The 24191-nt window shown below is 43.3% G+C and carries 22 protein-coding genes; 13 read left to right on the top strand and 9 right to left on the bottom strand.

What is annotated here, in order from left to right; translation table 11 throughout:
* Window positions 1-144: 144 nt before the first annotated feature.
* Window positions 145-1596: a formate transporter FocA gene (gene focA, locus IJ23_RS19105; RefSeq protein WP_033907088.1), complete on the bottom strand. Its 1452-nt coding sequence runs from the start codon at window positions 1594-1596 to the stop codon at window positions 145-147.
* Between the two features lie 301 nt (window positions 1597-1897).
* Here focA and IJ23_RS19100 point away from each other — a divergent pair, with 301 nt between their 5' ends.
* Both IJ23_RS19100 and IJ23_RS19095 read left to right on the top strand, forming a co-directional pair.
* The gene (locus IJ23_RS19100; protein ID WP_005376369.1) at window positions 1898-2803 is read left to right on the top strand and encodes a LysR substrate-binding domain-containing protein; all 906 of its coding nucleotides are present in this window, start codon (window positions 1898-1900) and stop codon (window positions 2801-2803) included.
* A gap of 228 nt (window positions 2804-3031) precedes the next feature.
* Window positions 3032-3514 carry a DUF1097 domain-containing protein gene (locus IJ23_RS19095; RefSeq protein WP_033907087.1) on the top strand — a complete coding sequence of 161 codons (483 nt, stop codon included), beginning with the start codon at window positions 3032-3034 and terminating at the stop codon, window positions 3512-3514.
* A 153-nt stretch (window positions 3515-3667) separates the two neighbouring features.
* Here the strand turns inward: IJ23_RS19095 and IJ23_RS19090 are convergent, their stop codons facing one another.
* Window positions 3668-5302: an ATP-dependent endonuclease gene (locus IJ23_RS19090; RefSeq protein ID WP_017634174.1), complete on the bottom strand. Its 1635-nt coding sequence runs from the start codon at window positions 5300-5302 to the stop codon at window positions 3668-3670.
* Window positions 5303-5570: 268 nt separating this feature from the next.
* Between IJ23_RS19090 and IJ23_RS19085 the strand changes: the two genes are divergently transcribed.
* The 3 genes from IJ23_RS19085 (at window position 5571) to IJ23_RS19070 (ending at window position 9426) form a co-directional block, all read left to right on the top strand.
* Entirely contained in the window at window positions 5571-7313 is a 1743-nt protein-coding gene (locus IJ23_RS19085; RefSeq protein ID WP_130545372.1) for a bifunctional metallophosphatase/5'-nucleotidase, read from the top strand.
* Window positions 7314-7935: 622 nt separating this feature from the next.
* Window positions 7936-8955: a TerC/Alx family metal homeostasis membrane protein gene (locus tag IJ23_RS19075; RefSeq protein WP_033907086.1), complete on the top strand. Its 1020-nt coding sequence runs from the start codon at window positions 7936-7938 to the stop codon at window positions 8953-8955.
* Window positions 8956-9234: 279 nt separating this feature from the next.
* Window positions 9235-9426 carry a hypothetical protein gene (locus IJ23_RS19070; RefSeq protein ID WP_005376351.1) on the top strand — a complete coding sequence of 64 codons (192 nt, stop codon included), beginning with the start codon at window positions 9235-9237 and terminating at the stop codon, window positions 9424-9426.
* A gap of 185 nt (window positions 9427-9611) precedes the next feature.
* Here IJ23_RS19070 and IJ23_RS19065 read toward each other — a convergent pair whose 3' ends face one another.
* The 4 genes from IJ23_RS19065 to IJ23_RS19050 all read right to left on the bottom strand — a co-directional run bounded on the left by IJ23_RS19065 (window position 9612) and on the right by IJ23_RS19050 (window position 14469).
* Window positions 9612-10169, bottom strand: coding sequence for a PhnA domain-containing protein (locus IJ23_RS19065; protein WP_005376350.1), 558 nt, complete (start codon window positions 10167-10169; stop codon window positions 9612-9614).
* Window positions 10170-10458: 289 nt separating this feature from the next.
* Window positions 10459-10668: a YgdI/YgdR family lipoprotein gene (locus IJ23_RS19060; RefSeq protein WP_005376349.1), complete on the bottom strand. Its 210-nt coding sequence runs from the start codon at window positions 10666-10668 to the stop codon at window positions 10459-10461.
* A 136-nt stretch (window positions 10669-10804) separates the two neighbouring features.
* Window positions 10805-13213 (bottom strand): VolA/Pla-1 family phospholipase, encoded by a 2409-nt coding sequence (locus IJ23_RS19055; RefSeq protein ID WP_033907084.1) that lies wholly within the window; start codon window positions 13211-13213, stop codon window positions 10805-10807.
* Window positions 13214-13233: 20 nt separating this feature from the next.
* Window positions 13234-14469, bottom strand: coding sequence for an outer membrane protein transport protein (locus IJ23_RS19050; RefSeq protein ID WP_005376347.1), 1236 nt, complete (start codon window positions 14467-14469; stop codon window positions 13234-13236).
* A 422-nt stretch (window positions 14470-14891) separates the two neighbouring features.
* Between IJ23_RS19050 and IJ23_RS19045 the strand changes: the two genes are divergently transcribed.
* A complete protein-coding gene (locus IJ23_RS19045; protein ID WP_005376346.1) occupies window positions 14892-15920 on the top strand; it encodes a site-2 protease family protein in 1029 nt (342 codons plus the stop codon).
* Window positions 15921-15994: 74 nt separating this feature from the next.
* Here the strand turns inward: IJ23_RS19045 and IJ23_RS19040 are convergent, their stop codons facing one another.
* Complete coding sequence (locus IJ23_RS19040) at window positions 15995-16783, bottom strand: M48 family metallopeptidase (protein WP_017634168.1); 789 nt, start codon at window positions 16781-16783, stop codon at window positions 15995-15997.
* Window positions 16784-16984: 201 nt separating this feature from the next.
* On the opposite strand from IJ23_RS19040, the gene IJ23_RS19035 reads away from it, so the two are divergent.
* The 5 genes from IJ23_RS19035 to cutA all read left to right on the top strand — a co-directional run bounded on the left by IJ23_RS19035 (window position 16985) and on the right by cutA (window position 20030).
* Window positions 16985-17419: a hotdog fold thioesterase gene (locus IJ23_RS19035; protein WP_005376340.1), complete on the top strand. Its 435-nt coding sequence runs from the start codon at window positions 16985-16987 to the stop codon at window positions 17417-17419.
* 6 nt (window positions 17420-17425) lie between these two features.
* Window positions 17426-17659, top strand: a complete 234-nt coding sequence (locus tag IJ23_RS19030) for a DUF3389 domain-containing protein (RefSeq protein ID WP_005386281.1) — start codon at window positions 17426-17428, stop codon at window positions 17657-17659.
* A 79-nt stretch (window positions 17660-17738) separates the two neighbouring features.
* Window positions 17739-19448, top strand: a complete 1710-nt coding sequence (locus tag IJ23_RS19025) for an SgrR family transcriptional regulator (protein WP_033907082.1) — start codon at window positions 17739-17741, stop codon at window positions 19446-19448.
* Window positions 19432-19683, top strand: a complete 252-nt coding sequence (locus IJ23_RS19020) for a hypothetical protein (protein ID WP_005376334.1) — start codon at window positions 19432-19434, stop codon at window positions 19681-19683. The genes IJ23_RS19025 and IJ23_RS19020 overlap by 17 nt, the downstream gene beginning before the upstream one ends.
* A 14-nt stretch (window positions 19684-19697) precedes the next feature.
* Window positions 19698-20030 carry a divalent-cation tolerance protein CutA gene (gene cutA / locus IJ23_RS19015; RefSeq protein ID WP_017634166.1) on the top strand — a complete coding sequence of 111 codons (333 nt, stop codon included), beginning with the start codon at window positions 19698-19700 and terminating at the stop codon, window positions 20028-20030.
* Here cutA and IJ23_RS19010 read toward each other — a convergent pair.
* On the bottom strand, window positions 19992-20588 hold the full coding sequence (locus IJ23_RS19010) for a DUF2238 domain-containing protein (protein ID WP_005376330.1): 597 nt from the start codon (window positions 20586-20588) through the stop codon (window positions 19992-19994). The genes cutA and IJ23_RS19010 overlap by 39 nt on opposite strands.
* Window positions 20589-20830: 242 nt before the next feature.
* On the opposite strand from IJ23_RS19010, the gene IJ23_RS19005 reads away from it, so the two are divergent.
* Both IJ23_RS19005 and IJ23_RS19000 read left to right on the top strand, forming a co-directional pair.
* Window positions 20831-21670 (top strand): isopenicillin N synthase family dioxygenase, encoded by an 840-nt coding sequence (locus IJ23_RS19005; RefSeq protein WP_005386285.1) that lies wholly within the window; start codon window positions 20831-20833, stop codon window positions 21668-21670.
* 128 nt (window positions 21671-21798) lie between these two features.
* Window positions 21799-22419, top strand: coding sequence for a DNA-J related domain-containing protein (locus IJ23_RS19000; RefSeq protein WP_033907081.1), 621 nt, complete (start codon window positions 21799-21801; stop codon window positions 22417-22419).
* 79 nt (window positions 22420-22498) lie between these two features.
* On the opposite strand, the gene IJ23_RS18995 is transcribed toward IJ23_RS19000, so the two are convergent.
* Entirely contained in the window at window positions 22499-24154 is a 1656-nt protein-coding gene (locus IJ23_RS18995; RefSeq protein WP_033907080.1) for an ABC-ATPase domain-containing protein, read from the bottom strand.
* Between the last annotated feature and the right edge of the window lie 37 nt (window positions 24155-24191).

Genomic DNA, 24191 nt, shown 5'->3' with positions numbered 1-24191 from the left:
ACCTTATTTAGGACGGCACAGATACACTAAAAGCGCTCTTCACTTGAAGAGCGCTTTTTTATTATCTTAACCACATCACTAACATCGATAAACCCGTCAGTGATAGCGATTGAAAGCCAATAGACGTTGTAAATGTTTAGCGAATTACGCTGTTTCTAACTCGCTTTTTTCCACTAGGTTTAAACGCTCACCAAAAATCGGGCGTAGTGCTTTTAATACTTCAGTACGAGTAACCACCCCGACCATCTGCCCATTTTCAAGCACAGGAAGCACTTGTGGCTTACTTACTTTGATACTTTTAGCGCGTTCTTCGAGAGACAAAGACGTCAAGCGAGTGGCAATACCCATACTGCTCGCTGGGTACAACTGCTCTTTATCGATACATAGGAATTCCACAACATCAACGAGACGATCACAAGCGTCAATTGCGACCACATCTCGGCTCATGATGTCGACGACTTTTTGGTCTTTCACCGGAATGTAGTCCTCACACCATAGTTCTACCATCACATCGTGAGCAGAGAAGAAGCCAACTAATCGATTTTGTACGTCTACAACAGGTGCGCTAGTTACGTTGTTATCAAGTAACACATCCAGCGCGGCTGCAATTGGCGTTTCTGCACGAATGGTGATTGGTTTTGGGTTCATAATGTCTTTAACAAAAGAGGCATTTTTCATGGTGAAATCCTTAACTGACGACAGTGTTGTAGTTGTAGTGATAGAAGAAATATTCGCTGCTTTTAGTTCTGGTCGGCGAAAAATACACCAGTTTGAAAGGCCAACTAATACCGCTCCGCCGACGATGTTGCCAAGCGTGACAGGAATTAAGTTAGCGGTAATAAAGTGGCTAATGTTTAGGTCTGTGTATTGTGACGCGGGCACACCGACAGATGCCCAAAAAGATTCAGGTGCAAAATTCGCGATAACAATACCAAGTGGAACCATAAACATGTTCGCAACACAGTGCTCAAAACCGCTGCTGACAAACATTGCCACAGGCAAAATTGTCATTGCTGCTTTTGTCATTGCATTTGCAGAACTAAATGTCAGCCAAATCGCTAGGCAGACCAACAGGTTACAGAGAATACCGAGTGCAAACGCTTGAATGAGAGTGTGGTGAAGTTTGTGTTGTGCGATGTTAAGCGCATTTAATCCCCATTGACCGCCATCCATCTGATAAAGACTAGCAGCAGTAACCAGCGCAAGTAGGAACATCGCACCAATAAAGTTACCAACGTAAACTTTGCCCCAGATCGAAAGCATCTTACTGAACGAGATTTGCTTATTGGCCCAAGAAATACTGGATAGGACGGAGCTGGTAAATAATTCACCACCGCAGATCACTATGAGGATCAATCCCATGCTAAATGCGAGTCCACCAGCTAGGCGGCTCAAGCCCCAACCAGCGCCAGTACTGCCGGTGGTCACCGTGATGTAAAACAAGAATGCTAACCCGATGAACGCGCCGGCCATAATCGCGAGGCTTAATGTCATACTGCTGGTTTTGTTTGCCTTACTTAACGCAAATTTTTCCGCTTCAACCATCATCTCTTTTGGAGAAAAATACTGGTGATTTTGAGAACTGGTCACCGCCATATTGACTCCTTAATTTGTAATCGCATAAAAAATCCTTGGTTATTAACTCAAAAATGAAATTGTTGTTTTTATTAAGAGCCTCAATGACTTCGGTTTCAAAACCATTGAGGCTTGCGGTGTTCCCGAACCGCGTACTCAGAATAGGGAGAACGGTTAGTAAGGTAAAATTGATAATATTTAGAAACCTCATCAAATTAATTGATAACTTTACGGGGCCAGGTAAAATGAACTCTATTGCTTATTGGGGCATGCTTTAACAATTGTGGGGATTGGGAAATACCCACTAATAATGGAGGACACTTTGCGCTACTCACTTAAGCAATTAGCGGTTTTCGACGCAGTTGCAGATACCGGCAGTGTAAGCCAAGCCGCAGAAAAATTGGCTTTGACACAATCAGCAACGAGTATGTCGCTTGCGCAATTAGAGAAGATGCTTGGCAGGCCGTTGTTTGAGAGACAAGGCAAGCAAATGGCGTTAACCCATTGGGGGATGTGGTTACGACCAAAAGCAAAACGCTTGCTACAAGATGCATTGCAGATTGAAATGGGCTTCTATGAGCAACATTTATTGAGTGGTGAGATTCGTATGGGAGCGAGTCAAACCCCAGCAGAGCACTTAGTTCCCGACCTTATCAGTATCATTGATAATGACTTTCCAGAAATGCGTATTTCTCTCGGTGTACAAAGTACAAAAGGGGTGATTGATGGGGTATTAGATTACAAGTATGACTTAGGGATTATTGAAGGGCGCTGTGATGATAACCGTTTACACCAAGAAGTATGGTGTCGTGATCATCTTACTGTTGTCGCAGCTTCTCATCATCCTTTTGCGCGTAATCAGTCTGTTAGCCTTGCGCAGTTAGAGCAAGCGAAGTGGGTACTAAGAGAGCATGGCTCTGGCACACGAAAAACATTTGATAGTTCCATTCACCACCTTATTGAAGATTTGGATGTGTGGCGCGAGTATGAACACGTTCCGGTGTTACGTAGTTTAGTTGCTAATGGTCAGTACCTTACTTGCTTACCGTATTTAGATGTAGAGCGATATATAGAAGCAGGTCATCTTGTGGCATTAAATGTACCTGAGTTAAAAATGGAAAGGACGCTTTCATTTATATGGCGCTCAGATATGGCAGAAAACCCATTAGTCGACTGCATTAAAAGAGAGGGACTGCGAATGATGAAAGGGAAGCCTTCAGTTCTTTAAAGGTTGATTAAACATGCCTACGAGATGAGTTGGGTTTATTCCCTAAATCTGTTGATTTATCGGTTGCGTCAAACTTTTAATGTAAATTGTGAAAATAATAATATCTTATTGTGATCAATATCACCGATAAGCTGAGCTGATGTATCTAACATGTGTCCTTGATTTCAATGTATGAAGGCAGTTATTGAACCATATAGGTACGATAATAGCCGAGCAGGTATGACTACCATGACGACACTTTTAGCTATTTCTATCACTACTGGAATTTTATCTGGCGTATGGGGTTGGATCGCCATCTCTTTAGGTTTGCTTTCTTGGGCTGGTTTTTTAGGTTGCACGAGCTACTTTGCAGCGCCAACGAGCGGATTGAAAGGACTAGGCATCAGCTTAATCACCAATATGACAGGCGTATTCTGGGCAATGGTAATTATTCACGGTTCCACTTACGTGGGGTTGGAAATTATTGGCCATGTGATTACCGCTATTGTGGCATTCTTCATGTGTATTCAAGCTAAACAGGCTTGGCTCGCGTACATCCCTGGTACTTTTATTGGTTCATGCGCAACATTTGCGGCTGACGGAAACTGGCAACTTGTCATTCCATCGTTGTTGCTAGGTGGTGTGTTTGGCTATCTAATGAAAGCGACAGGGCTATGGTTGCATACGAAATCAACCGCTACTTCTTCTTCGCTTGCTGAGCAAGCACAGTAGTGAACCCCCGATCTTATTGGTATCCACTGTGTATTGAGTTTTATCCCTCTCAATACCCTTAATCAAAATTAATGATGTTTGATACAAGCACACCAAATTGGTGTGCTTTTTTTGTATTACAAGACAATACGCTGAGTGTAAAATACGTCTAACTCATGTATTGCCGTTGGCCATGGTAACAACGCGTTTAAGTGTCCAGCGCAGAAGAACAGGAATACACTCCATGCCTTTCTCTTCACAATGAGAAACAATAGCCAAAGCTAAGTCCGGTTTTGCATGTTTTTTCAAAACACGATTTACGACTTTTTTAGCAGGGATAGGGTGGTCATGAGGAACTTTGATGATGTCCTTAAAGAAAAGTTCAAACCCATTGTTGTACAGAAAGTGCTCGATGTCTCGGTCGGGTAATTCCGTAAGTCGATGCCTTTCCTGATCATGGTCGAGCTGTGCTCGTACTGCATGCGCGTACTTTTTCCCTGCTGGGTCGCCATCGGTAACGACATGCCAATCAATACCAAACTCTTTTGCTACTTTGATGAGTGATTTTAGACCTGATTGAGCAAACTCAACGATTTGAACCCCTTCGGCAGCCAAGTCATACCCGCATTGACGAGCCAGTTCATGAAAAAGCCAAACTTCGGTTTCGCCCTCAACAAGTAACCAGCACCGTGCAAATAATGCTCCTGAACGATGAAAACGAATATGGAAACCAATTCGGCGCAACTCATCTCGACCAAACTTTGTTGAGTTTAAACTCTTAGCGATGGTTCTGTCTGATAGCCGAATTAAACGTCGAATTGAATACAGTGGAACAGAACCGAGTAACGTGCCACTGTTGGTGGTTAATATCTTTTGCATTGGCAACAATTGCAATAAGGACCACGCTCTCGCTAGATGAGTTGGATGCAGTCGACCTTCTGGATCTTCAATGATCAGTATTGGTCTCGCACAGCGCCTTAAATCAGTGGGGCCCTTAGCTTGAAGATAGGCATTGAGTAACCCCATTAAGAGCAAGCGGCTTTGTTTGTCATTGGTTTCTTTCAAGAACTGACTCAAACCTTTATCAGAGGAAGGGCTTGTATAGAAAAGACCATCACGAGGTTTGCGTGGGTTACCTTTACTGACACTTCTGAACGCGAAATAGTGTTCAACAAGCGTTTGCATTGAGTCGAGGCTACTACGAATCTCACCTTTATTCACATGGCCAGGCATAGCCAATAAGCGTCGACAGGTGTTGTTGATTCGTTTTTCAATCCGAGCATTTTTACCATCGCCGTTGACATGGTTTAAATCTGGGAAGCGTCGGGAGTCACGTAGTCGGATTACAGGATGAAGTGTCATTAACTCAATAGCGAGTTTCTCTGAGTGGTGAAGTTTTTTGGGTTTGCCGTTATGATCCAAAAACGCGTACTTTGTATTAATGCCGTGCTCATCGCGAGACGCACTAATACGATAGTAAATGACTTGCTCACCATCTTCGTTGGTGCACCATGTAGGCTTTATGCGTCTGTAGCGTCCCGCTTTTACTTCGTTTTTATCCTGTGCTTTAAAACAAACAATGATCTGTAAGTGTTGTGTTTGTGGATGAGAAATTGAGTAGTCAACGTGAAAATCTTTCAGTTTGAATTGATACAATGAGCCATTGGCAGGTAGTGCGATGGAAAGGGCATCGAGCAATGATGATTTGCCCCACGTGTTTTCACCGATGAGCGTGGTGAGTTCGTCAAAAGAGAGTGAAAGGCGTTTGATGCCTCTAAACCCGGAGATTTCGATGCGTTCTAGTCTCATCTCAATCCTCCTTGCAATTATTTGAATTATCGAGAGTTATTTTGCTACTCCTAAGCATATATGAATTCGGAATTTTTGAGTTAAGCTCAGTTCACAAAATTACGAGAGCCTCTTACTGAATAGAGACCGTTACAAGCGAGGCTTGCTTTCAAAGCCGGGGGACAGCATCGTGATCACTTAAACATGAAATCCTAAATCGCAGTTTCATAAAATTCATGATTCTGTCATGATTCACTTCTTATTATTATAAGGAATGAAAAAAGAGAAGATGAAGATGAATAACAATCATAAGCCAGTGAGAATCAAACTGGCACACATCAATGACACACATTCCTACTTTGAACCAACGTCATTACAGTTAAAGCTTAAGATAAACAATGAACTCACGCTAGAACCCTATGTCAGTGCTGGCGGCTTTTCTCGTATCGCAACCAGAGTCGAGCAGTTAAGAGATGATGCTCAGCGCCAAGGTCATGGGATGTTGTTCCTCCATGCCGGAGATTGCTTCCAAGGTACGCTGTATTTCTCACTATTTAAAGGCAAAGCCAATGCCGACTTATTGAACGCATTAAAGATTGATGCAATGGCGTTAGGTAACCATGAATTAGATATGGGGAATGAGCCAGTTGCATTGTTTTGCCAACGTACTCAGTTCCCATTGCTTGCTGGCAACTGGGATTTATCCAATGAATCACTTAAAAAACCTCACCGTATCAGTGATTGTAAGGATGTATATAGTTACCAACCGGATACACAGAGCGCTCAATACATTGTTAAAGAATTCCATGGTGAGCGGGTCGCGATTTTCGGATTATCCATAGATAAAATGAGCGACATCGCAAACCCTGATGCAGACACGCCTTTTCACTCAGCAATTGAAACCGCCAAGGCGACCGTAAAACAAATCCATTCATCAGGTATAAAAAATATTATTCTTCTGAGCCACTTAGGTTATGAAGGTGATTTAGAGTTAGCTGAGCAAGTCGCAGGTATTGGTATAATTGTTGGTGGACACAGCCACCGGTTGCAAGGTGATTTTTCATCAATAGGGTTAGGACAAGACGATCCCTACGGTATCAAAATTAATGATACCTATGTGGTGCAAGCGGGTTTCCATGCTTTGACAATGGGGCACTGCGTCATTGAGTTTGATGAACACGGTAAAGCAACGATGTTGAGTGGACAAAATGAACTGTTGCTTGGCCGACGTATTTTTTGGGACTCGACGCTAAACCAACAGCTCGACCAAGGTGTATTCGAAACCGCGTGCGACTTCATCCATGGTCAACCGAATGTCGTGGTTTGTAAGAAACACCCGGAAACTCAAGCGATCCTGAGCGATAAATATATTCCTCAGGTCAGGCAGTTACAGTCACAAGTCATTGCTAGTGTTGACACCAAAAAGCGTCATGTGAGAATTCCCGATGAATTTGGTGAGAGTGAGTTGGCTTCCTCCGTTGCCCGATCATTTCTGCACTGTTTAAACAAACGTGGATATGACGTTCAATTTGCAATTCATAATGCGGGTGGCGTGCGAACCTCTTTGAACCCTGGCAACATCACAGTGGCAGACATTGCCGGACGACTGTTGCCTTTTGCCGTTCCTATCGGCTTTTACGATGTAAAAGGCAACGCTATTCGCCGTGCACTTGAAGGCGCGATAAATAATGCACTCAACAATGGCGTAGAAGGCACTGGATCTGGCAGTTATCCGTACACTTACAATTTAAACTTCGAGTACCATGCAGATGCCCCAAAAGGTGAAAGAGTTCAATCATTAGTGATTTTTGATGGCAAACAATGGGTAGGTGTTCAAGATGATGTTTGGTATCGAGGGACTTCTTCTGCCTATACGATGAAAGGGAAAGAGGGGTATGACGCATTGCAGGAGATGAAAGGAGAAGGGCGTGTGACCAGTTTGTCCATGGCTGATTGTTTTATTGAACTCCTGACCGATGAGCCAAACTGTTTGAATCAAAGTCACAAACTTTACACAAAGCGACGTCGATAATAAATACTGGTATTGATTTTGCTGCTCTCCACTTACTACATGGGTTGATGAGGGTGGCAGTATGTGGAATAAAGATTGGGCAGATACGGCAGTCGTGGTTGCCTGGATCGCAATTTGGTCAACACTGGTCTACTTTGTGCCTCTAAGCGGCTTTTGAATTGCTAAGAATGTGGATGTTACAAAAGGGAGCAGTAATGCTCCTTTTTTGTATCTATCTTCCCCGTTAGGGCTCTAACCAATGAAGAGTTTGTCTTGAGCCATTTGCTGCTTTTTGTCTGTTTACTAAAGTTCAGGTGGTTGAATCCATTTCTTTCTTTTTATAGTGCTTCCTGATTTTTGATAAGAATTTTATTTCGATAAGACAAGGCTTTTTTGTTGGAAAGCCTGACGCTCGGCGTTATTATGTCGGCGTTTGGGGAGTAGTTAGCGCAAGTTTACTTATCGTCATCTCGTTAAGCATCAGCTTATCCGGTAAGTAAAGGTGTTACGTGGTTCATTCACGTCAACACTTCAACGAGACCAACGCATTCATTGACTAGCAGCACATAATCGTTATGTGGCTGTTGGTTGTTATTGTCTGCGGAAGGTCACCAAACGAAGTCCTTCCGCCATGGGAGGAAATATGTCTCTTATCGAAAATACCACCCAATTGAGCCAATCGGTGCCTCTTCAAGAATCATTAGCGATGTATGGTGCTTTTGGTTTATTTACCCTTGTTCTTGTTACGCTTGATATCTATCAAACACGTGGTGGCGTTATCACGATGAAAAAAGCCATCGTTTGGAGTGTTTTTTGGTTCTTGCTTGCCTTTGTTTTTGCAGGTTCTATTTATTTATTCTGGGACTTTTACGCGCCACATAGCGCTTATACGAACGACAAAGCAACGATTTCATTCTTAACTGGTTACTTACTAGAGAAGTCGTTAAGCGTTGATAACTTGTTTGTGTTTGCCATCATCTTTGCACAATACAGTGTGCCGGAGCATTTGCGTCCGAGAGCATTGCTTTGGGGGGTGATAGGTGCGCTAGTTTTACGTGCTGTCATGATTGCGGTTGGTGCTCAGTTACTTGCACAGTATCACTGGGTATTGTACTTATTTGCTGCTTTCCTTATTTGGACAGGTGTTAAGCTAGCTCGCGACAAAGGCGAAGCAGAAGAAGTTAATCCATATCCGGAGCAGTTGATTCGAAAGGTATTGCCAGTTACAGATGACTACCAAGGAAATCACTTAATCTTAAAGCAAGCTGGTAAGTGGGTGGCAACACCGATGCTGATCGTTGTTGGTGTCATTGCAGTAATGGACGTTATGTTTGCGTTGGATTCTATACCAGCTATATTCGCGGTAACGCGAGAGCCATTTTTAGTCTTAGCCGCGAACGTATTTGCATTATTGGGTTTGCGATCGCTGTACTTTGTTCTTCAAGCAATGTTAGACAAGTTTGTATACTTAAAACCAGCATTATCAGTAATCATGATGTTTATCGGGGTAAAAATGCTATTGGTTGGAACAGAATATGAGATTCCGACAGCATGGTCTCTCACATTTTTAGTTGTTGTGATGACATCGGCAGTGGTGGCATCACTCCTAAAAAATAAAGCGAAGCGTCAAACTAGCGTTAATATTACTAATCAAAAAATATAAAGTAAGCACTAAAATCAAAAGAAATAACGAAAAATATTGTTAAATATATGTTGTTGCTTAAGGGGCGATTATGCAGGTAATGTTCAGTTATTCAATGTAATTACAGCAATTGTGATTATTTATGCCGTTATTATTCATTTGTATTTTTGAGTTTTGTAATGAGTTTGTTTTATTAGAAATTCTAATTTGAATGGGTAAAATTTGTCATTTCTTAAACAATAAGAAACTGACTAATATACAACCAACTAAACAGACTACTGCTTTTAAAGAGAGGCAATCATGGCACAAGCAATGCAAATGACAAATGTAGCTTTACCAACCTCTATGGATAAGAAAACCTACGCGGTTAACTTCAAAGGACTGATTGCTCACTTACTGGACATTCTATTTGTAGATAATACTGCGCCACGCAGTTACTACGCAGAAGACTTGTCAGCACATATTCAAAAAGACATCGGTATGTACCGTTAATATTGAAATAATGTAAGAAATACCGGCCTATGAGCCGGTATTTTTTTATTTGTATAACATGCCTACTCAACCTACGCCTTAGAAAAGAAACACTCTAGAGGAGGTAGACATGATAGTAGATTAAGTGTTGTATAGAAAAACGGAGCACCATTGGTGCCCCGTTTTGACTTGACTGAAGTGAGATATTACTTCTTGCGGCAGTATTCTGCGATCACGTACATCGACTGACCACCATTTGCCTTACCCGAAACTAGCTTTGGATCATCGCCAAGGCTAATACCACGAATCACTGTACCTTGTTTGATTACTTGGTTAGTGCCTTTTACTGGTAGGTCTTTAATTACTGTTACATCGTCACCTTTCTTAAGTTCAGTGCCGTTACAGTCAACCGTTTTATCGTCAGCAGACATCCCTTTCATTGCCCAGTTCATTTGCTCTTCTTCCATGTACATCATGTCAAGAGCATCTTGAGCCCAGCTTTCTGTGTTTAGGCGAGTGAGTTGGCGCCATGCAGTCACTTGTACAGCAGGAACCTGGCTCCACATACTTTCGTTTAGACAACGCCAGTGGTTAATGTCTTTTGGCTCATCGATCTCACCCAGACACTTATCACAAACCATAATGGCAGTATCAACCGTCACATTACCGTGAGGTGGGACAGCGTATGCAGTTAGTTGAGATTCAGAAGAACACAGTTCACATTTTGACTCGCAGCGCGCAAGCAGAGTAGCTTCAATAGACATAAGGACTCACCTTAGTAATGTTATTTTGTGGCGGTATTATCCACTTTATCCTGAGAAATAAAAGGGTGTTAGCGAATTAAAGACTAGATTTTACAATACTCCAACCTGATTAAGGTGAAGATGTAAAATATTCGCTAAATAAATAATATGGAAGTATAAAAGACACTATTAATTGTTTTGGCTTATGAATTGGTTGTGTCAATTTCTACAACGATTACAAGCCTAAAAGAGGTAAATGTAGAGAGAGGGTGGCTAGAACATAGCCCTCTAATTTACAGAGGGCCTGTCGTTAACGTTCGACAATCTGGACAATTTGCTCTTTTGAAATGCTCATTTCTTTACCATCCATGTCTTCATACTCGTACATACCCGTTTCCTCGTTCAGGTCTGGTTTACCGTAAGAGGTAATAATTTTCCCTTCATTTGTCGACATCAGATATTGGCTACTTCCGCATGCAGCAAGAAGTAATACAGTGGCAATAACAGTCAATACGCGCATAGAGTTTTCCTTTTAAACAAGTGAGTTAGGCAAAGACATCGATTTAACTATAGCAGAGGAAATATGAGTGGGTTTGAATACAATTGAAATGAAAAAGCCCAGTAGAAACTGGGCTTTGGTAGGAAGGGTGTTGCGATTACTTCAAAACAGAAGTGTTAGTGACACCTGTTAGTGCGTCATCCATTAAGAAGTCAGTGTTTTCCATCTGCATCTCTACATGATGATCAATATCAGACAAAGTGCCATTTGGCGAAGCAAAAGTACTGTGCGATGCAGTAGCATTAAACTGTACAAAGCTCGCAGTTGCATTCACAGTAGTGTCCGTACTGTTCACAGTCTTCAACCCTAGCTTATTAGCAAGCGGTTCAGTACCCGCGAATGGTGCATTTGGAACGCTGTTTGGTACTGTGCTATCGCCATCCACTTCTGTCATAAAGAATGGTGTCGTTAGCGAGCCAGATGCCACTAAATCTGAAGCGTTTGTGAACGGATCGACAGTGTCTAGTGTAGTCTGTGCTGCATAGATAAATTGTGAGAAACCTGCTTCTAGCGCTGCTACTTGAGCTTCCGTTGCCGCAGCCTCAAAAGCTTCGTAACATGTTTTATCTTCTAGATCCGCACATGATGCATCAGCGTAATTCGCATAGTCTTTTGATGCTGCATAAGCGAGGTTATGTTTGATCTGAGGGCCGTAATTGTCTGAACCCAGTAACAAATTACCAATTTGTCCACCAGAGTTCTGTACTGATGCAGAACTAAAGGTGTACAGCGCATCCGCAGAAGGGCTGCCCAATGTATTGTTTGCTGCTGCGACGGCAGATGTAGCTACAATACCGCCAAGTGAATGACCTAGCATTTTGACTTTTGAACCCGTCATTGGGTTGAAGCCTTGCAGAGGACCTCCAGCTAAAAGACCGCCTTGAGCAGATACTACCAAGCTAGCGCGCAAACCTAACACATCCAGAACACTTTGACGTAGGTTGTCACGCGCAACGGCTAAGTTGGAAAGATTTAGATAAGCCAGTACATTCGCATTTGCGGAACGTTGTTCATCTAAGCTGCGCGTACCATGAATAGGTAAGTCAATAGCGATAACTGCCACACCAGCTTTTACCATATTGAACGCGAACGCGTACGCATTCTCTTTCGCTGAGGTGATGCCGTGTTGATAAATCACAACGTCTGTCGCGACGCCAGATTTAGGTGTGAAGACCAGTACTTCGACATCTTCAACCGATTTCACTACGGGAACAGGCGAGTAGCGAGTAATAATACGCTCACTATCAAGCTGGGTACCATCGGTAAGAGTAAGCTTAGCTCCAACAAGTTTTAGCTGCTCTGTAGGATCTGTAGCAAGCTTTGTCACATCAACAGGATCATTTGCAAAAACGCCTGTTGATAGCTGCTGAACCATGTTTGCTTGCTCGTTCGGATCCGCTAATGCTGCGCTTAGCTTCGCTAGGCTTGGCATCGCAGATACCATTGGTTGCATGTTCCAGCTTGCGCTTTTTTCCAAGTAATGAGGCAGTCTTACCACACCTTGTGTCACGCTTACATCGGCACCTGATTGCATGTAAAGGCCTTTAATTGCCGTTTTAGCTGCGTCTAGATCGCTAATGTATTTACTAAAGTCATCGTCAGAGTCTAGCGCAGTGCTAAAGTCTTGGGTTTCACCGAGCGTTATTGTGTAGGCCGTTGATAAGTCTACTGAACCTTCGTTTGAGTCATTTTTGTAAACGGTATTTAGTGTGTTTGCGCCAGTAGAAAAACCAGTAGCGGTTACTCCTTTGACTGCCGCTAACGTATCACCTACAGACTGGGTACTGAACCATGAGGAGTAAACGATGTCGTTAGGATTAACTTGAGCTAGACCAAAAATGCCTTCAACCGCCTGAGTGACTGCTTGAACAGAAGCAAGGTCGCCAGTTTCATAAACGATTTCTTTCGATTTACCAGTCGCATAACTTGCTGATGTACCAATTGGCTCACCATTCACGTCAGTAACATCTTGTGTAACCGCAAAAATGTACTCGCTTGACTCATCAAGTGCAGCCAAGAACTGGATGTATAGAGAGCTACCTTTTGCTTGAACTACGTAGTCCTGATTCTGAACGAGTACCTCTTCGATTGGGTTAGATTTACCGTCCCACTCGGTTAAGCGTTGGTTAATCTTGATGACTTTAACACCAGACGACAGCATGCCCGTTGCAAAACCGTCGCCGTTGAAGTTAAGAACGATTGGCATAGACGTTGACCATCCATCCATCGTGTTCATTGAGGCTCTAGGGTTGGTTAAAGCATCATCGCCATCAGTTGGCAGACCAAGCGTACCATCGCTTGTGTCCATTAATAAGTAAGACGGTGCCGGTACATCTGCGTTCGCTCCTTGAAGCGTAAAACTGATGGATGTTTCGCGATCAAGCAATGCTTGGACTTCATCTTCAAATTGAACTTTGTCGGAAGTACCAGAGCTGGAGGTATCATCACCACAACCAGCAAGAAGGATTGCAGAACAAAGCATTGATAATTTAAACGTGTGTTTCATTGGTTTACTCCGTAATCCCATTATTTGAAGGTGTAGTTCATCTGTACCGCGCTGATGTAAGCAGTACCTTCTGAGTCAAACTTAATCTCTTCACCCAGAGCATTTGTCTCAGTGAAAGAGCCTGATTTACTCTTAACAAGTGCAAAGCCTGCATCGAAAGTTAAATTCTCACTCATTGCGTAAGTTAGGCCCGCGCTGTACCAAAAACGGTCACTGTCAGGGATACTCAATGTCGCTTCACCTGCTTGTTCGTCGTACGCAAAGCCTGCACGGAATGTCCAGTCTGTATTAAGTATGTAAGTTGCACCAATGGAGTAGCGATTGTTGTCTTCATATTTCTCAGGTTTAAAGAAACATACTCCGTCATTACATTCGTTACTGGTCGCTTTTAGTTCTTTAAATGTGCTCCAGTCGGTTTGTTGCCAGCCGTAATGTACAGCCCATTGTTCATTCAGTTGATGGAAAGCCGATAATTCGATAATTGAAGGGAGAGAGATTTTTAAACGGCCATCAACTTTTGGTGATGAAGCTCGACCAGAGTCGTAACTACTAAACTCACCGTCATCAAAATCTAGATCAACCTTAGAGCGGTAGCCAAAGCCAAAACGGTTGTTTTCATTTAGCTCAAATAAAGCGCCGACATTCCAACCCCAAGCGAAAGTTTCGCCTTCCATGCCGACAAGGTTATCGGACTTATTACCACCTAAAATACCGGCGAGTGCGCCTTTGTGACGAGTCAGCTCTGCTTCAGCGTATACGAGGTTGATACCACCACCGACACTGAAAGACTCGTTGATACGGTAAGCGACATTAGGGTTGATGTTTACTGAAAGTAGGGAAGTGTCACCCGCCATATCACCTGCGGAAATATCATTTGGATAGTCGGTAGCAACACCGTATGTTGTGAACATACCGATACCCCAAGCCCAGTTATCATTGATAGGGCTGATGTAATAACCTGCTGGCACGATCTGTAAAGGAGCGACATCTTTCGCGTGTTCATTGTTTACAGTGTCGTACACATCGACTTCAGGGTCGATGATAGATAACGCGCCCGAAAATTGAGCTTCTTTGAAAAGTGTCATTGCTGCAGGGTTACGGGCAAGGACGCTGGCATTATCTGCGACAGCCCCTTCACCTGAAAATGCTCGACCAAGACCAGATGCCGAATGTTCAGCTACCTGGAAGCCCGCTGAGTGGGCATTACACGCAAACAATATTGAAATTGTAAGCAGAGAGCAGTGCTTCTTGTTCATCCTTGACCCTCCTAGGGTGTCATAATGCTGGACCGAAGTCCTTGTAATTGTTGTGTGGTACTTACACCAATTGTTAATACGCGAAATACAACGGTGATGTAAATGTAATGTTAATTGTATGTTTAATAACTTGTCAAAGCTTGAGCGTATTTTGCGTTTTAAATATGATGCATAGGTCAAACGATGGCTTGTAAGGGCATGTATTATCGTTATATTTTTGAAGAGAATGGTACGACCAGAATTGTTTTGCGAGCTTTATAGTTAAATAACGATCAAATCAAGAGATAGCTCGCTTTGCGGTTTCTTCACTTCACAGGCATAATTCGCGCTCGCTATGTAGTTATTCAATAGACGCAATAGGAACCGCATTGGAATTACTGAATGTTGAATTTTTAGGTCGTTCGCTAAGGCTCGAAGGATCGATGGCTGGGTGGCAGCAGTTATATTGGGATAATACGTTGGTGTCTCAAATCGATGCCAGTGACAATACCGCAGAGACTTGTCTACACCAGTTTAAGCTCTCTGCGGGTGAGGAAATCCTGAACTGTCATTTGGAGTGTTCTTTAACATGGCAACCGTTTGAATTGAGTTACAAGGTCACAATTAACGGTGAGCTCATCAATGAAGGTTGTCGAAATGAAAAAGACATCGAGCGCCAAGTGCCAGAAGTTACGCCACCATCCGAAAAGCGTTTAAGTGTAATAGGCCTCGTATCTCTTGGGATGAAAGCACTTAAAAGTGCGAAAGTTATTAAAGTGGCGTTAGCGTCTGCAAGTCTCGCTGCATATTCTTGGCTATTTTCCATCGAGTTCGCGCTAGCGTTGATCGCTTGTTTGGTTTTCCATGAATATGGTCACATTAGAGCGATGAAGTATTTTGGAATGAAGACCAAAGGAATCTATTTGATTCCATTCCTAGGTGGTTTGGCGCTAAGTGACGAAAAGATAAACACGCGCTGGCAGGATGTGGTTATCTCAATCATGGGACCATTTTTCGGTTTAGTACTTAGTATTGTTTTTACTTTGCTTTATTGGATGACTGGTGAGGTGATCTTCGCTGGGCTTGCTGTGTTTAACGCCTTGCTAAACCTATTTAATCTGCTGCCTATTTTACCATTAGATGGTGGCCATGTGCTCAAAAGTATTACCTTCTCAATGAATACTTGGGTCGGGTTAGTTGGCAGTATTGCGACCGCTTTATTAGGCATTTTTATCAGTTACTATTTCGGTCTGACGTTGCTAGGGTTTTTATTGTTAATGGGAATGTTGGAAGTGGTGATGGAATGGAGAGCTCGACATCAAAGCCATTTATTGCCATTAACCCGTTATGGGCAGCTATTCTCACTGGCTTGGTACTTGGTCTCTGTCGGAGGTTTTGTTTCTATCATCTGGTATTTTGCCACTCTCGGAGATAGTTTGTTAAGTTTGCCGCTACAGATATTGGGCACTTGATTAGAATCATTAAAAGCTCCCTAGGGAGCTTTTTTATTTGGCAAGCTTAAGTAGTAGACGATAGTAGCAATGAATTAGCCACATCTTGGTGCTTTCGCGTTATACGCAGGCAGCTTATTTATGGTTGCTTGTAAATCTTTAATGCGCGTACTGTGCGATGGGTGGGTTGAGAAGAATTCAGGTGGTTGAGAACCACCTGATGCAGCACTCATATTTTTCCATAAATCGACACTTTGACGTGGGTCGAAACCTGCTTTTGCCATGAATTCCAGCCCGACAATATCAGCCTCAGATTCCTGAGTACGACCGTATGGCAAAATAACACCGTATTGGACACCGACACCAAGTGCCGCCATCGTCATTTGTTGATACTGTTTGTACTCGGAAGCGCCAATGGCAACGTTTGCTAGAGACAACCCGGCATTTGCTAACTGACTTTGTGAGAGACGTTCATTACTGTGGTCAGCGAGGACGTGAGCGACTTCGTGACCAATGACTGTTGCCAACTGATCTTGGTTTTTCGCGACATCTAAAAGCCCGGTATACACGCCGATCTTCCCACCTGGTAGAGCAAACGCATTGACTTGTTCACTATCAAAAACAACGACTTCCCAGTCTTTAAATCCAGATTGAGCGGGAATGGTGTCAGTGATGTGTTTGGCAACGCATTGAACGTAGGCATTCGTTTTGCGGTCTTTGCTGATTGGGATATCTTTCTTCATTTGTTCGAAAGATTTAGCGCCAAGCGATGACATTTCCTGATCTGAAAACATCAGGATCTGGTTGCGACCCGTCGGTGATGCGCTACACGCTGTTAAACCCGCGATAGTTAAAAGAGCAGAGGCTTTCATCCATACCTTCATAATAGGCTCCATTTAATTTTTTGTTTTGAAGCAATAGTATATACCCAAATAGTAACATGATGCATGGATCAAGTTATTCATCTGATTGATAAAGAAGGTGAGATGTTACGTCTTGAAGTTATGCCCAGGTAGCGTCTATGCTAGCTTCCCAGTACATCGTTACAACCTAACAAACCAGTTTGTGAAACTAAGAGTAAAACAATGAGTATATGGAAAAAGCCCGTAAGCATAGAGATTCTGAATGCCACGTCAAAAAATACCCTGATCGAGCACCTACAAATTAAATATACAGATTTCACTGACGACTCCCTGACAGCAACCATGCCCGTATGCAGCTTTACTCATCAACCTTTAGGAATGCTTCACGGTGGTGCATCAGTCGTGCTCGCAGAAACATTAGGCTCATTGGCTGCAAACTTCTCTGTCGATGAGGGCAGCTACTGCGTCGGTTTAGATATTAACGCGAACCATGTGCGAGCCATGCGAAGTGGTCATGTGATTGGTACGGCAAAACCGCTTCATCTGGGTATTTCAACGCAAGTGTGGCAAATCGATATCACTGATGAGCGAGGCCGTTTAGTGTGTACCAGTCGCTTGACCATCGCTGTGAAACAACACAAAACAAAGTCGGTATAAACTAAGATGGTGATTGAGTTTTCATTAGGAAAAATCATTGCAACCCAGCGTGAAATAGTGATTAAGCTCTCCGGTAGTGCAATGGTAACCTTGCAAGCGCAAACCGATGCAATTCAGTTGCTGGGTAGAGGAGCGAACGTTGTTTTATCTCATGGAGCAGAGTGCAAATGGTCTATCAAGCTCGACAACGAGGTACAACTGGCTGAACTTTCGCGAGAAATTGGTATCGATATTCAATAATTTATAGTGTGATGTTTGCACTTTTTGGTAAAAATGAGGAAACTTAGCCTATCGACAACAAGATAAGAATTTCCTCTTTATGAGTAGCCCTCGTTTACGTGTTCAGTTCGAAACACTGTTTGAAAAATTTTCCGGTCACGATACGGACGTTCAGCTCGAAGACATCACCGAAGCGTTGTTTTGTACACGTCGTAATGCTCGTATTGTTCTAAATAAACTTGAAGAAGAGGGCTGGATTGAGTGGCATCCGGCAGCGGGTCGAGGAAAACTTTCGAAACTCGTTTTTAAACGTAATCGAAGCGACGTCAGCGAAAACCTCGCCAGGCGTTATCTCGATGAAGGGAAAATCGGTCAGGCTCTAGATGCGCTTGATAACGATGCGGCACGATTGACGCAGGTTATCCAAGGTTATTTAGGGCTTCAGCATCGACAGGGCGAGCAGGTCGTGCGTTTGCCTTATTATCGACCATTGTCGATGTTAAACCCGCAGAAACCGATGCGGCGTTCTGAACAGCACATCGCCAGACAAATTTTTAGCGGACTCACTCGCCTTGATGAAAATGAACAACTTCAACCAGATTTAGCCCACACGTGGGAAGCAATTTCTGATACACATTGGCGTTTTTATCTTCGTCGTGGAGTACGCTTTCATAACGGTGAACCGTTAACAACCAGTTGTGTTCTTGAGAGTGTGCTTGCGTTAAATAGCTTGAACTTGTTTTCTCACATAAAGCGGGTGTCTTCGCCACAAGAGTGGACCGTTGATATTGAGCTCATCCGTCCTGATCGCTACCTGCCTCTGGCTCTGAGTGAGTCGCAAGCAAAAATTTTGCTACCGAGTGCTTTGCGTTCTGAAAGCTTCGATAGACAACCGATAGGGACAGGGCCGTTCCAAGTTAAAATGAATGATGATAAGCGTCTTATTTTGACGGCTTTTGATGGCTACTTTGGTTTTCGCCCTTTACTTGACCAAGTGGAGGTGTGGGTAATCGATGAAGCCTATTCTTCAATGGTTTATCCAAGCCTGTCAAAGCCGAAGATGGATAAACAAGGTTCATCCGATGAAGTCGAGCTGGACCCTGGCTGTACATTCCTATTACTAAACAAAAACACTGGGATTGCAAAAGATCCACGTTGGGCAGAGTTCCTCTCGCAAACCCTCAACAGTCACCAGATTTACGCGCATGTTCCACAAGATAAAGTGATGGAACTGGGAGTATTGCAAGCCTTTGGCCTTAAGCCCGGTTGGATTGATCTCAGGCCAGCGGAAGCGGGCAGCGTACCACAGGCTAATAAGGTAATTTCCGTAGCGTATCAGAAAAAGCATCCGATGTTTCCAGTAGTTGCCAAGGCCATCAAGACACTCTTAAAACCGCACGGTATAGAGGTTGAGTTTATTCGTTATGATTCTCAACCGCCCGCGCCGGAGGAAGTGGATATCTGGGTGAAAGCTATGGGCATTGCAACGAACCGAAATGACGCGTTGGCGGGCTGGCTCCTGGATTACAGTGATATTGAGAAGTTCAGTTCAGGTTACGATTTTAGTGAATGGGCTAAACTTGTCGATCAATGGCGTGCTGGGATGCACACAGACTTTCCTGCGCGTGAGCTAGGACGACAGTTAGTAAAAAGCTGTCAGGTGATTCCTATGTTTCACTGCTGGCTAGGCGTGAATAAAGACCACAGCGGTGCGTTACAAAATGCAAAGTGTAATGCCTTAGGTTGGTTTGATTTTAATAATGTATGGGTCAAACCGGATATAGAAAGTAACCATGGCGAAACCGAATAAAAAACAACCGACGAAAACCGTCGATATCTTTTGCTCTAAATGTAAAACTCAACTATTTAAGTACCGTAAAGGCGGGAAAGGCGCACTGGTTAAATGCTTCAAAGAGCGCATTGTTGACGATTTCACACAAACCCCATGTATTTGCCCCGCTTGCGGACAAGAGTTTGCAAGAGATACCCTAGTAAGAGGAACCCCCGCTTACAAAATGATTGGCGGCAAAGTGACGATGAAATAATAAAGGGCTAGAAAATGAGTATGAAACATGACTATTGCATGGTTTTAAGTACAACCAGTAATGAAAAAAATCGAGATCAGATCATTAAAGGTTTGCTAGATGCCCAATTAGCCGCGTGTATTCAAACAATGCCTATTGAAAGCCACTACGTTTGGAAAGGGGAGGTTTGTACTGACAACGAATGGTTGCTAGTCATCAAAACTCGTCGAGAACTTTATGAATTGGTGGAAGAGAAAATAGAAAACCTGCACGAATACGAGGTCGCTCAAATCGTACAGGTTCCAATTGTTGATGGGTTTAACCCTTATTTAGAATGGTTGAGAGAATCGACGTTGAGCCGACATTAAGAATAACGACAACACTGCACCAACGGTATCGCACAACATATCTTTCTGGGCGTCCCATATGTCACCTTGCGAGCCCAGAAAGGCAATTCCCTCATCGCCACCAGCCAACTCCGCATACCACCATTCGATAATCTCATAGCCAGCAGCAAGTGACATGATAGCAAACAAAGCAAACCAGCAAGAGAACGCTTTGTTGAACCGTTTTTTGTTTATCAAGTATTCAGCGATCGGATATGCGTAAAGGCCAATTGAAAAGTGCGCAACGCGATCAAAATTATTTCGCTCTGAACCAATCATGTCGTTAAACCAGTCAAACGGCACTTCGGAGAACGTATATTTCGCACCGATAGTGTGCAAACAGAGCCAGATGAACATTAAAAAGTAAGCCGTATTACTGAACTGATAGCGAATCGAAATCGCCCAAATAGCAACAAGAATACCAATCGCCGGGATAATCTCCGCAAACCAAACTGCACGTGAGTTAGGTTCCAACGCAGAAAATAAAAACACGATGGCATAAAAAATCGTTAATCCTAAGAGTGTCGAGGTGCTTTTCATAGAGTTATTTGATCCTTCAATTTATCTTACAGTGGGACTCCATAGATTGTGTTAATGATTGCACTTAATTGAACGGTGTGCAATTGATATTTTAATGGGTTTTTTGATCACTGAAAATGTTGATTTATTGGCAAACTGCTCAACATTAAAACGTTTGCGCGTGCACTTTTCATTAAAGTTTGATTTACAACATGCCCATCCATAGAATCCATGATTCAGTCTAATAAAAAAGAAGTAAAGCCATGAAACTGGAAACTGTCGATTATCTTGCTGACGATGCTGCTCAACAGTTCGTTACCTCTCTACGCGAAACGGGGTTCGGTGTGTTGAAAAACCACCCGATTCCACAAGAGCTTGTAGAGTCAATTTACAAAAACTGGCATGAGTTTTTCTGTTCAGAACAAAAGAATGATTTTCACTTTAACGTAGACACCCAAGATGGCTACTTCCCACCTTCTGTGTCTGAAGTGGCGAAAGGGCACAAAGTGAAAGACATCAAAGAGTACTTTCATGTTTACCCTTGGGGTCAGATCCCAGAGCAGCTTAAAGCTGAAATCTTAGAGTACTACGAGCGTGCCAATGCATTTGCTCAAGAGCTATTAGGCTGGGTTGAAGCGTACGCACCTAAGGACGTTCAAGAGAAGTTCTCTATCGCGTTGTCAGAAATGATCAATAACAGTGACAAAACATTACTACGCGTGCTTCACTACCCACCGATGACAGGCGAAGAAGAGCCAGGCGCTATTCGTGCTGCTGCGCATGAAGACATTAACCTGTTAACGGTTTTGCCTGCTGCCAATGAGCCTGGACTGCAAGTAAAGAGTAAAGAGGGTGATTGGATCGATGTACCATGTGACTTCGGAAACTTAATCATCAACATTGGTGATATGCTTCAAGAAGCGTCAGGTGGTTATTTCCCTTCAACGACTCACCGTGTAATCAACCCTACGGGTGGCCGTCAAGAAAAGTCACGTATCTCATTACCGTTGTTCCTGCATCCAAAGCCGGAAGTGGTGTTATCTGAGCGCTACACTGCACATAGCTACCTTATGGAACGTTTACGTGAGCTAGGGGTTATTTAACCTTTACGTGATCTCCTTACAAAGGCCGATGGTGAATGACTATCGGCCTTTTTGCATTTATGCTACAAAATGGAAACTATGTTTTTTGTGCCGAGAATGGGGCCCTAAACTCGTGTCAGAGAGGATGAATGGAAGGACAACGTACTGTCAGTAGTATTGAGCCTCATGCAATAGAAAATCCGCTGCTTTGGCCAATGCTAGAAATTCTGAGAAAACAGCCCTCTAATTGGAAAGTGCACACCCTGGCAAGCTCGTTGGGTGAACAAGGTTATATTTCAAAGCTGGACGACTCTCCCGATAAGGATTTATTCAAAAGAAATTTCCTGATCATGAATGCATTATATCAACTGCAAGACACTCTGTATCCGGATAGTTGGCTTCAAGTCGAAGCCATGGATATTCAGCTCATGTCTTCGATGGAAGCTTTGAGGCATAAGATCGATATTCATGATCCTTTGCGTGAGTATTACTTAGATTGGCGCAATTACGAAGCGGACGAAGATGAAGTGCGTCGACTGTTGAATGAATTTTGGACAACTTATCAAAAGTTCATCGGTGGTTCGTCAGTAGCCAGCGTAGATAAGACAAAGGCACTGTCACTATTTGAACTTAACACTGACGCTACGCCTGCGGAAATTAGAAAACAATGGCGAAAACTCGCGCTTCGTTGGCATCCTGATCGAGAAAATGGCAATGCAGAAAGATTTAGAGTTCTTTGTGAAGCGTGGAATGTACTGAGAAACGAATGATTCGCTAAGAATAAAGATAAAGGAAGGCAGCTAACTATAACTGCCTTTTGATTGAACTGTCTCTGTCAGCGTATCAAAACTAGCATGATGACTTAAACTGAGATTTTCGCATGCGGTTGAGGGCAGCCATAACGTCTAGTGTGCGTGGTTTGGCTAAGTCGCCTTGCTTAGGAAGAGCGGCATGCCACTCACCAGACAGCATTTCTTCAATTTCCTTCGCTGGATGATTACACCAACCTGGAAGTTGAGCAATTTGGAACCATAACCAGCCAATTGTGTTGACTTCATCGGCTGACTCTATCTGTTCCAAAGCGCTAAGATCAGTAAACTCTTTACCAAATCGAAGTGACTCTTTGCCTTTCGCATTCACACGGAACTTGCCGTCAGTCAGAATATTCATCAACGCAACGCGGTTCAGTGCTCGAGGTGGGAAGGTCTGTAAACGTTCTTCTGACTCGTTATGGCGTTGAGTAGGGTGCTGAGCGATAACTTCTTTCGCTTTTTCAGTTACATCAACGGCTTGGTAGTCGTGCATTTGAATGACGGTATCGGCAACGTCTAAGTAGTCGCCCGACCCACCCATAACGATAATGGTAGAGATATCAAGATCATCTCGTAATTGACCAATGCGGTCGACGAGAGGAGTAATTGGCTCATCACCTTTTGCCACCAATGCCTGCATACGCTCATCTCTAATCATGAAGTTGGTAGCAGAAGTATCTTCATCAATCAATAATGTGCTTGCACCCGCTTCAATAGACTCTTGAAGCCAAGCGGCTTGCGACGTTGAGCCTGATGCGTCTTGAGTAGAAAAGTCCGCCGTATCTTTACCCATCGGTAAATGGTTGATGTAGTTCGACAGGTTCAAGTGGTGTACGCATCGGCCATCTTCGGCACGAATCTTCATAGCCTTGTTATCGGCAACAATGTATTCGCGACCATCTCCTGGAATATGATCGTAAATTGAACGCTCTATTGCATTTAATAAGGTAGATTTACCGTGGAAGCCGCCACCTACGATCAGTGTGATACCTTTTGGAATTCCTAATCCTGTGACATGACCCTTGTTTGGCGCATGTAAAGTGACTTGTAGAGATTCAGGGGCTTTAAACTCAACGGCTTCTTTCATAGGAAGGTCGCAATTACCTGCAATTCGAGGAAGAATACTGCCGTTTGCGACAAACGCGACTAAGTTATTGGCCTCCAACTGTTCTCGCAGGGCATCTTGGTCTTCAACAACTTGGCAGTGCTTAATTAAAGCGGCTTTGTCGAGTTCACGCTCTAAAGTTGCTCGACGGATAAACTTAGGCAGGTGGAAAGTCAGTATGTTGTTGGCTTTTTTCCCCAATACTGAACGACCTTCGGCTGGTAAGTTAACTCGAAAACGCAGTTCAATACCTTCTTCAGTAAACAACACCGCGGTGCTATCCAGTACAGTTTGGCCTGTCAGTGAAATTGATACTGAGTTTTCTTGTTTAGCAAACTGTTCAAAACTACGCGCAATAAAATCACGTGCACCTCTTTGAAATGCAGGAGACTCGTCTCTTAGCCACTCAAGACCAGTCAAAGACCATGCGCGAGTCGCACGAAAACGTGACGCCGATGCATAAGGGTCACCCTGTACATGATCGATAAACAAAGTGAAATCAGTGAAGTCGTATTGACCTTTGATTTGCTGATAAGCTCGGTAGTTCTGCTTTTCAATTTTCTTAAGCGTGGCAGTCAACTGATCCATGAAGATATTGGCCTTTTAATAGAAGCGGGCGGCGATT

The sequence above is a fragment of the Vibrio sp. OY15 genome, from assembly GCF_000742455.1.
Taxonomy (GTDB): domain Bacteria; phylum Pseudomonadota; class Gammaproteobacteria; order Enterobacterales; family Vibrionaceae; genus Vibrio; species Vibrio alginolyticus.
Note: the sequence above shows the minus strand (reverse complement) of the source record. Positions and strands in the feature narration are given on the sequence as shown.

Excerpts from the sequence above, each read along its gene's own strand:
- focA (WP_033907088.1), bottom strand. The coding sequence starts at position 1,596 with ATGGCGGTGACCAGTTCTCAAAATCACCAGTATTTTTCTCCAAAAGAG.
- IJ23_RS19095 (WP_033907087.1), top strand. The coding sequence starts at position 3,032 with ATGACGACACTTTTAGCTATTTCTATCACTACTGGAATTTTATCTGGC.
- IJ23_RS19090 (WP_017634174.1), bottom strand. The coding sequence starts at position 5,302 with ATGAGACTAGAACGCATCGAAATCTCCGGGTTTAGAGGCATCAAACGC.
- IJ23_RS19085 (WP_130545372.1), top strand. The coding sequence starts at position 5,571 with ATGAAGATGAATAACAATCATAAGCCAGTGAGAATCAAACTGGCACAC.
- IJ23_RS19075 (WP_033907086.1), top strand. The coding sequence starts at position 7,936 with ATGTCTCTTATCGAAAATACCACCCAATTGAGCCAATCGGTGCCTCTT.
- IJ23_RS19070 (WP_005376351.1), top strand. The coding sequence starts at position 9,235 with ATGGCACAAGCAATGCAAATGACAAATGTAGCTTTACCAACCTCTATG.
- IJ23_RS19065 (WP_005376350.1), bottom strand. The coding sequence starts at position 10,169 with ATGTCTATTGAAGCTACTCTGCTTGCGCGCTGCGAGTCAAAATGTGAA.
- IJ23_RS19060 (WP_005376349.1), bottom strand. The coding sequence starts at position 10,668 with ATGCGCGTATTGACTGTTATTGCCACTGTATTACTTCTTGCTGCATGC.
- IJ23_RS19055 (WP_033907084.1), bottom strand. The coding sequence starts at position 13,213 with ATGAAACACACGTTTAAATTATCAATGCTTTGTTCTGCAATCCTTCTT.
- IJ23_RS19050 (WP_005376347.1), bottom strand. The coding sequence starts at position 14,469 with ATGAACAAGAAGCACTGCTCTCTGCTTACAATTTCAATATTGTTTGCG.
- IJ23_RS19045 (WP_005376346.1), top strand. The coding sequence starts at position 14,892 with ATGGCTGGGTGGCAGCAGTTATATTGGGATAATACGTTGGTGTCTCAA.
- IJ23_RS19040 (WP_017634168.1), bottom strand. The coding sequence starts at position 16,783 with ATGAAGGTATGGATGAAAGCCTCTGCTCTTTTAACTATCGCGGGTTTA.
- IJ23_RS19035 (WP_005376340.1), top strand. The coding sequence starts at position 16,985 with ATGAGTATATGGAAAAAGCCCGTAAGCATAGAGATTCTGAATGCCACG.
- IJ23_RS19030 (WP_005386281.1), top strand. The coding sequence starts at position 17,426 with ATGGTGATTGAGTTTTCATTAGGAAAAATCATTGCAACCCAGCGTGAA.
- IJ23_RS19025 (WP_033907082.1), top strand. The coding sequence starts at position 17,739 with ATGAGTAGCCCTCGTTTACGTGTTCAGTTCGAAACACTGTTTGAAAAA.
- IJ23_RS19020 (WP_005376334.1), top strand. The coding sequence starts at position 19,432 with ATGGCGAAACCGAATAAAAAACAACCGACGAAAACCGTCGATATCTTT.
- cutA (WP_017634166.1), top strand. The coding sequence starts at position 19,698 with ATGAGTATGAAACATGACTATTGCATGGTTTTAAGTACAACCAGTAAT.
- IJ23_RS19010 (WP_005376330.1), bottom strand. The coding sequence starts at position 20,588 with ATGAAAAGCACCTCGACACTCTTAGGATTAACGATTTTTTATGCCATC.
- IJ23_RS19005 (WP_005386285.1), top strand. The coding sequence starts at position 20,831 with ATGAAACTGGAAACTGTCGATTATCTTGCTGACGATGCTGCTCAACAG.
- IJ23_RS19000 (WP_033907081.1), top strand. The coding sequence starts at position 21,799 with ATGGAAGGACAACGTACTGTCAGTAGTATTGAGCCTCATGCAATAGAA.
- IJ23_RS18995 (WP_033907080.1), bottom strand. The coding sequence starts at position 24,154 with ATGGATCAGTTGACTGCCACGCTTAAGAAAATTGAAAAGCAGAACTAC.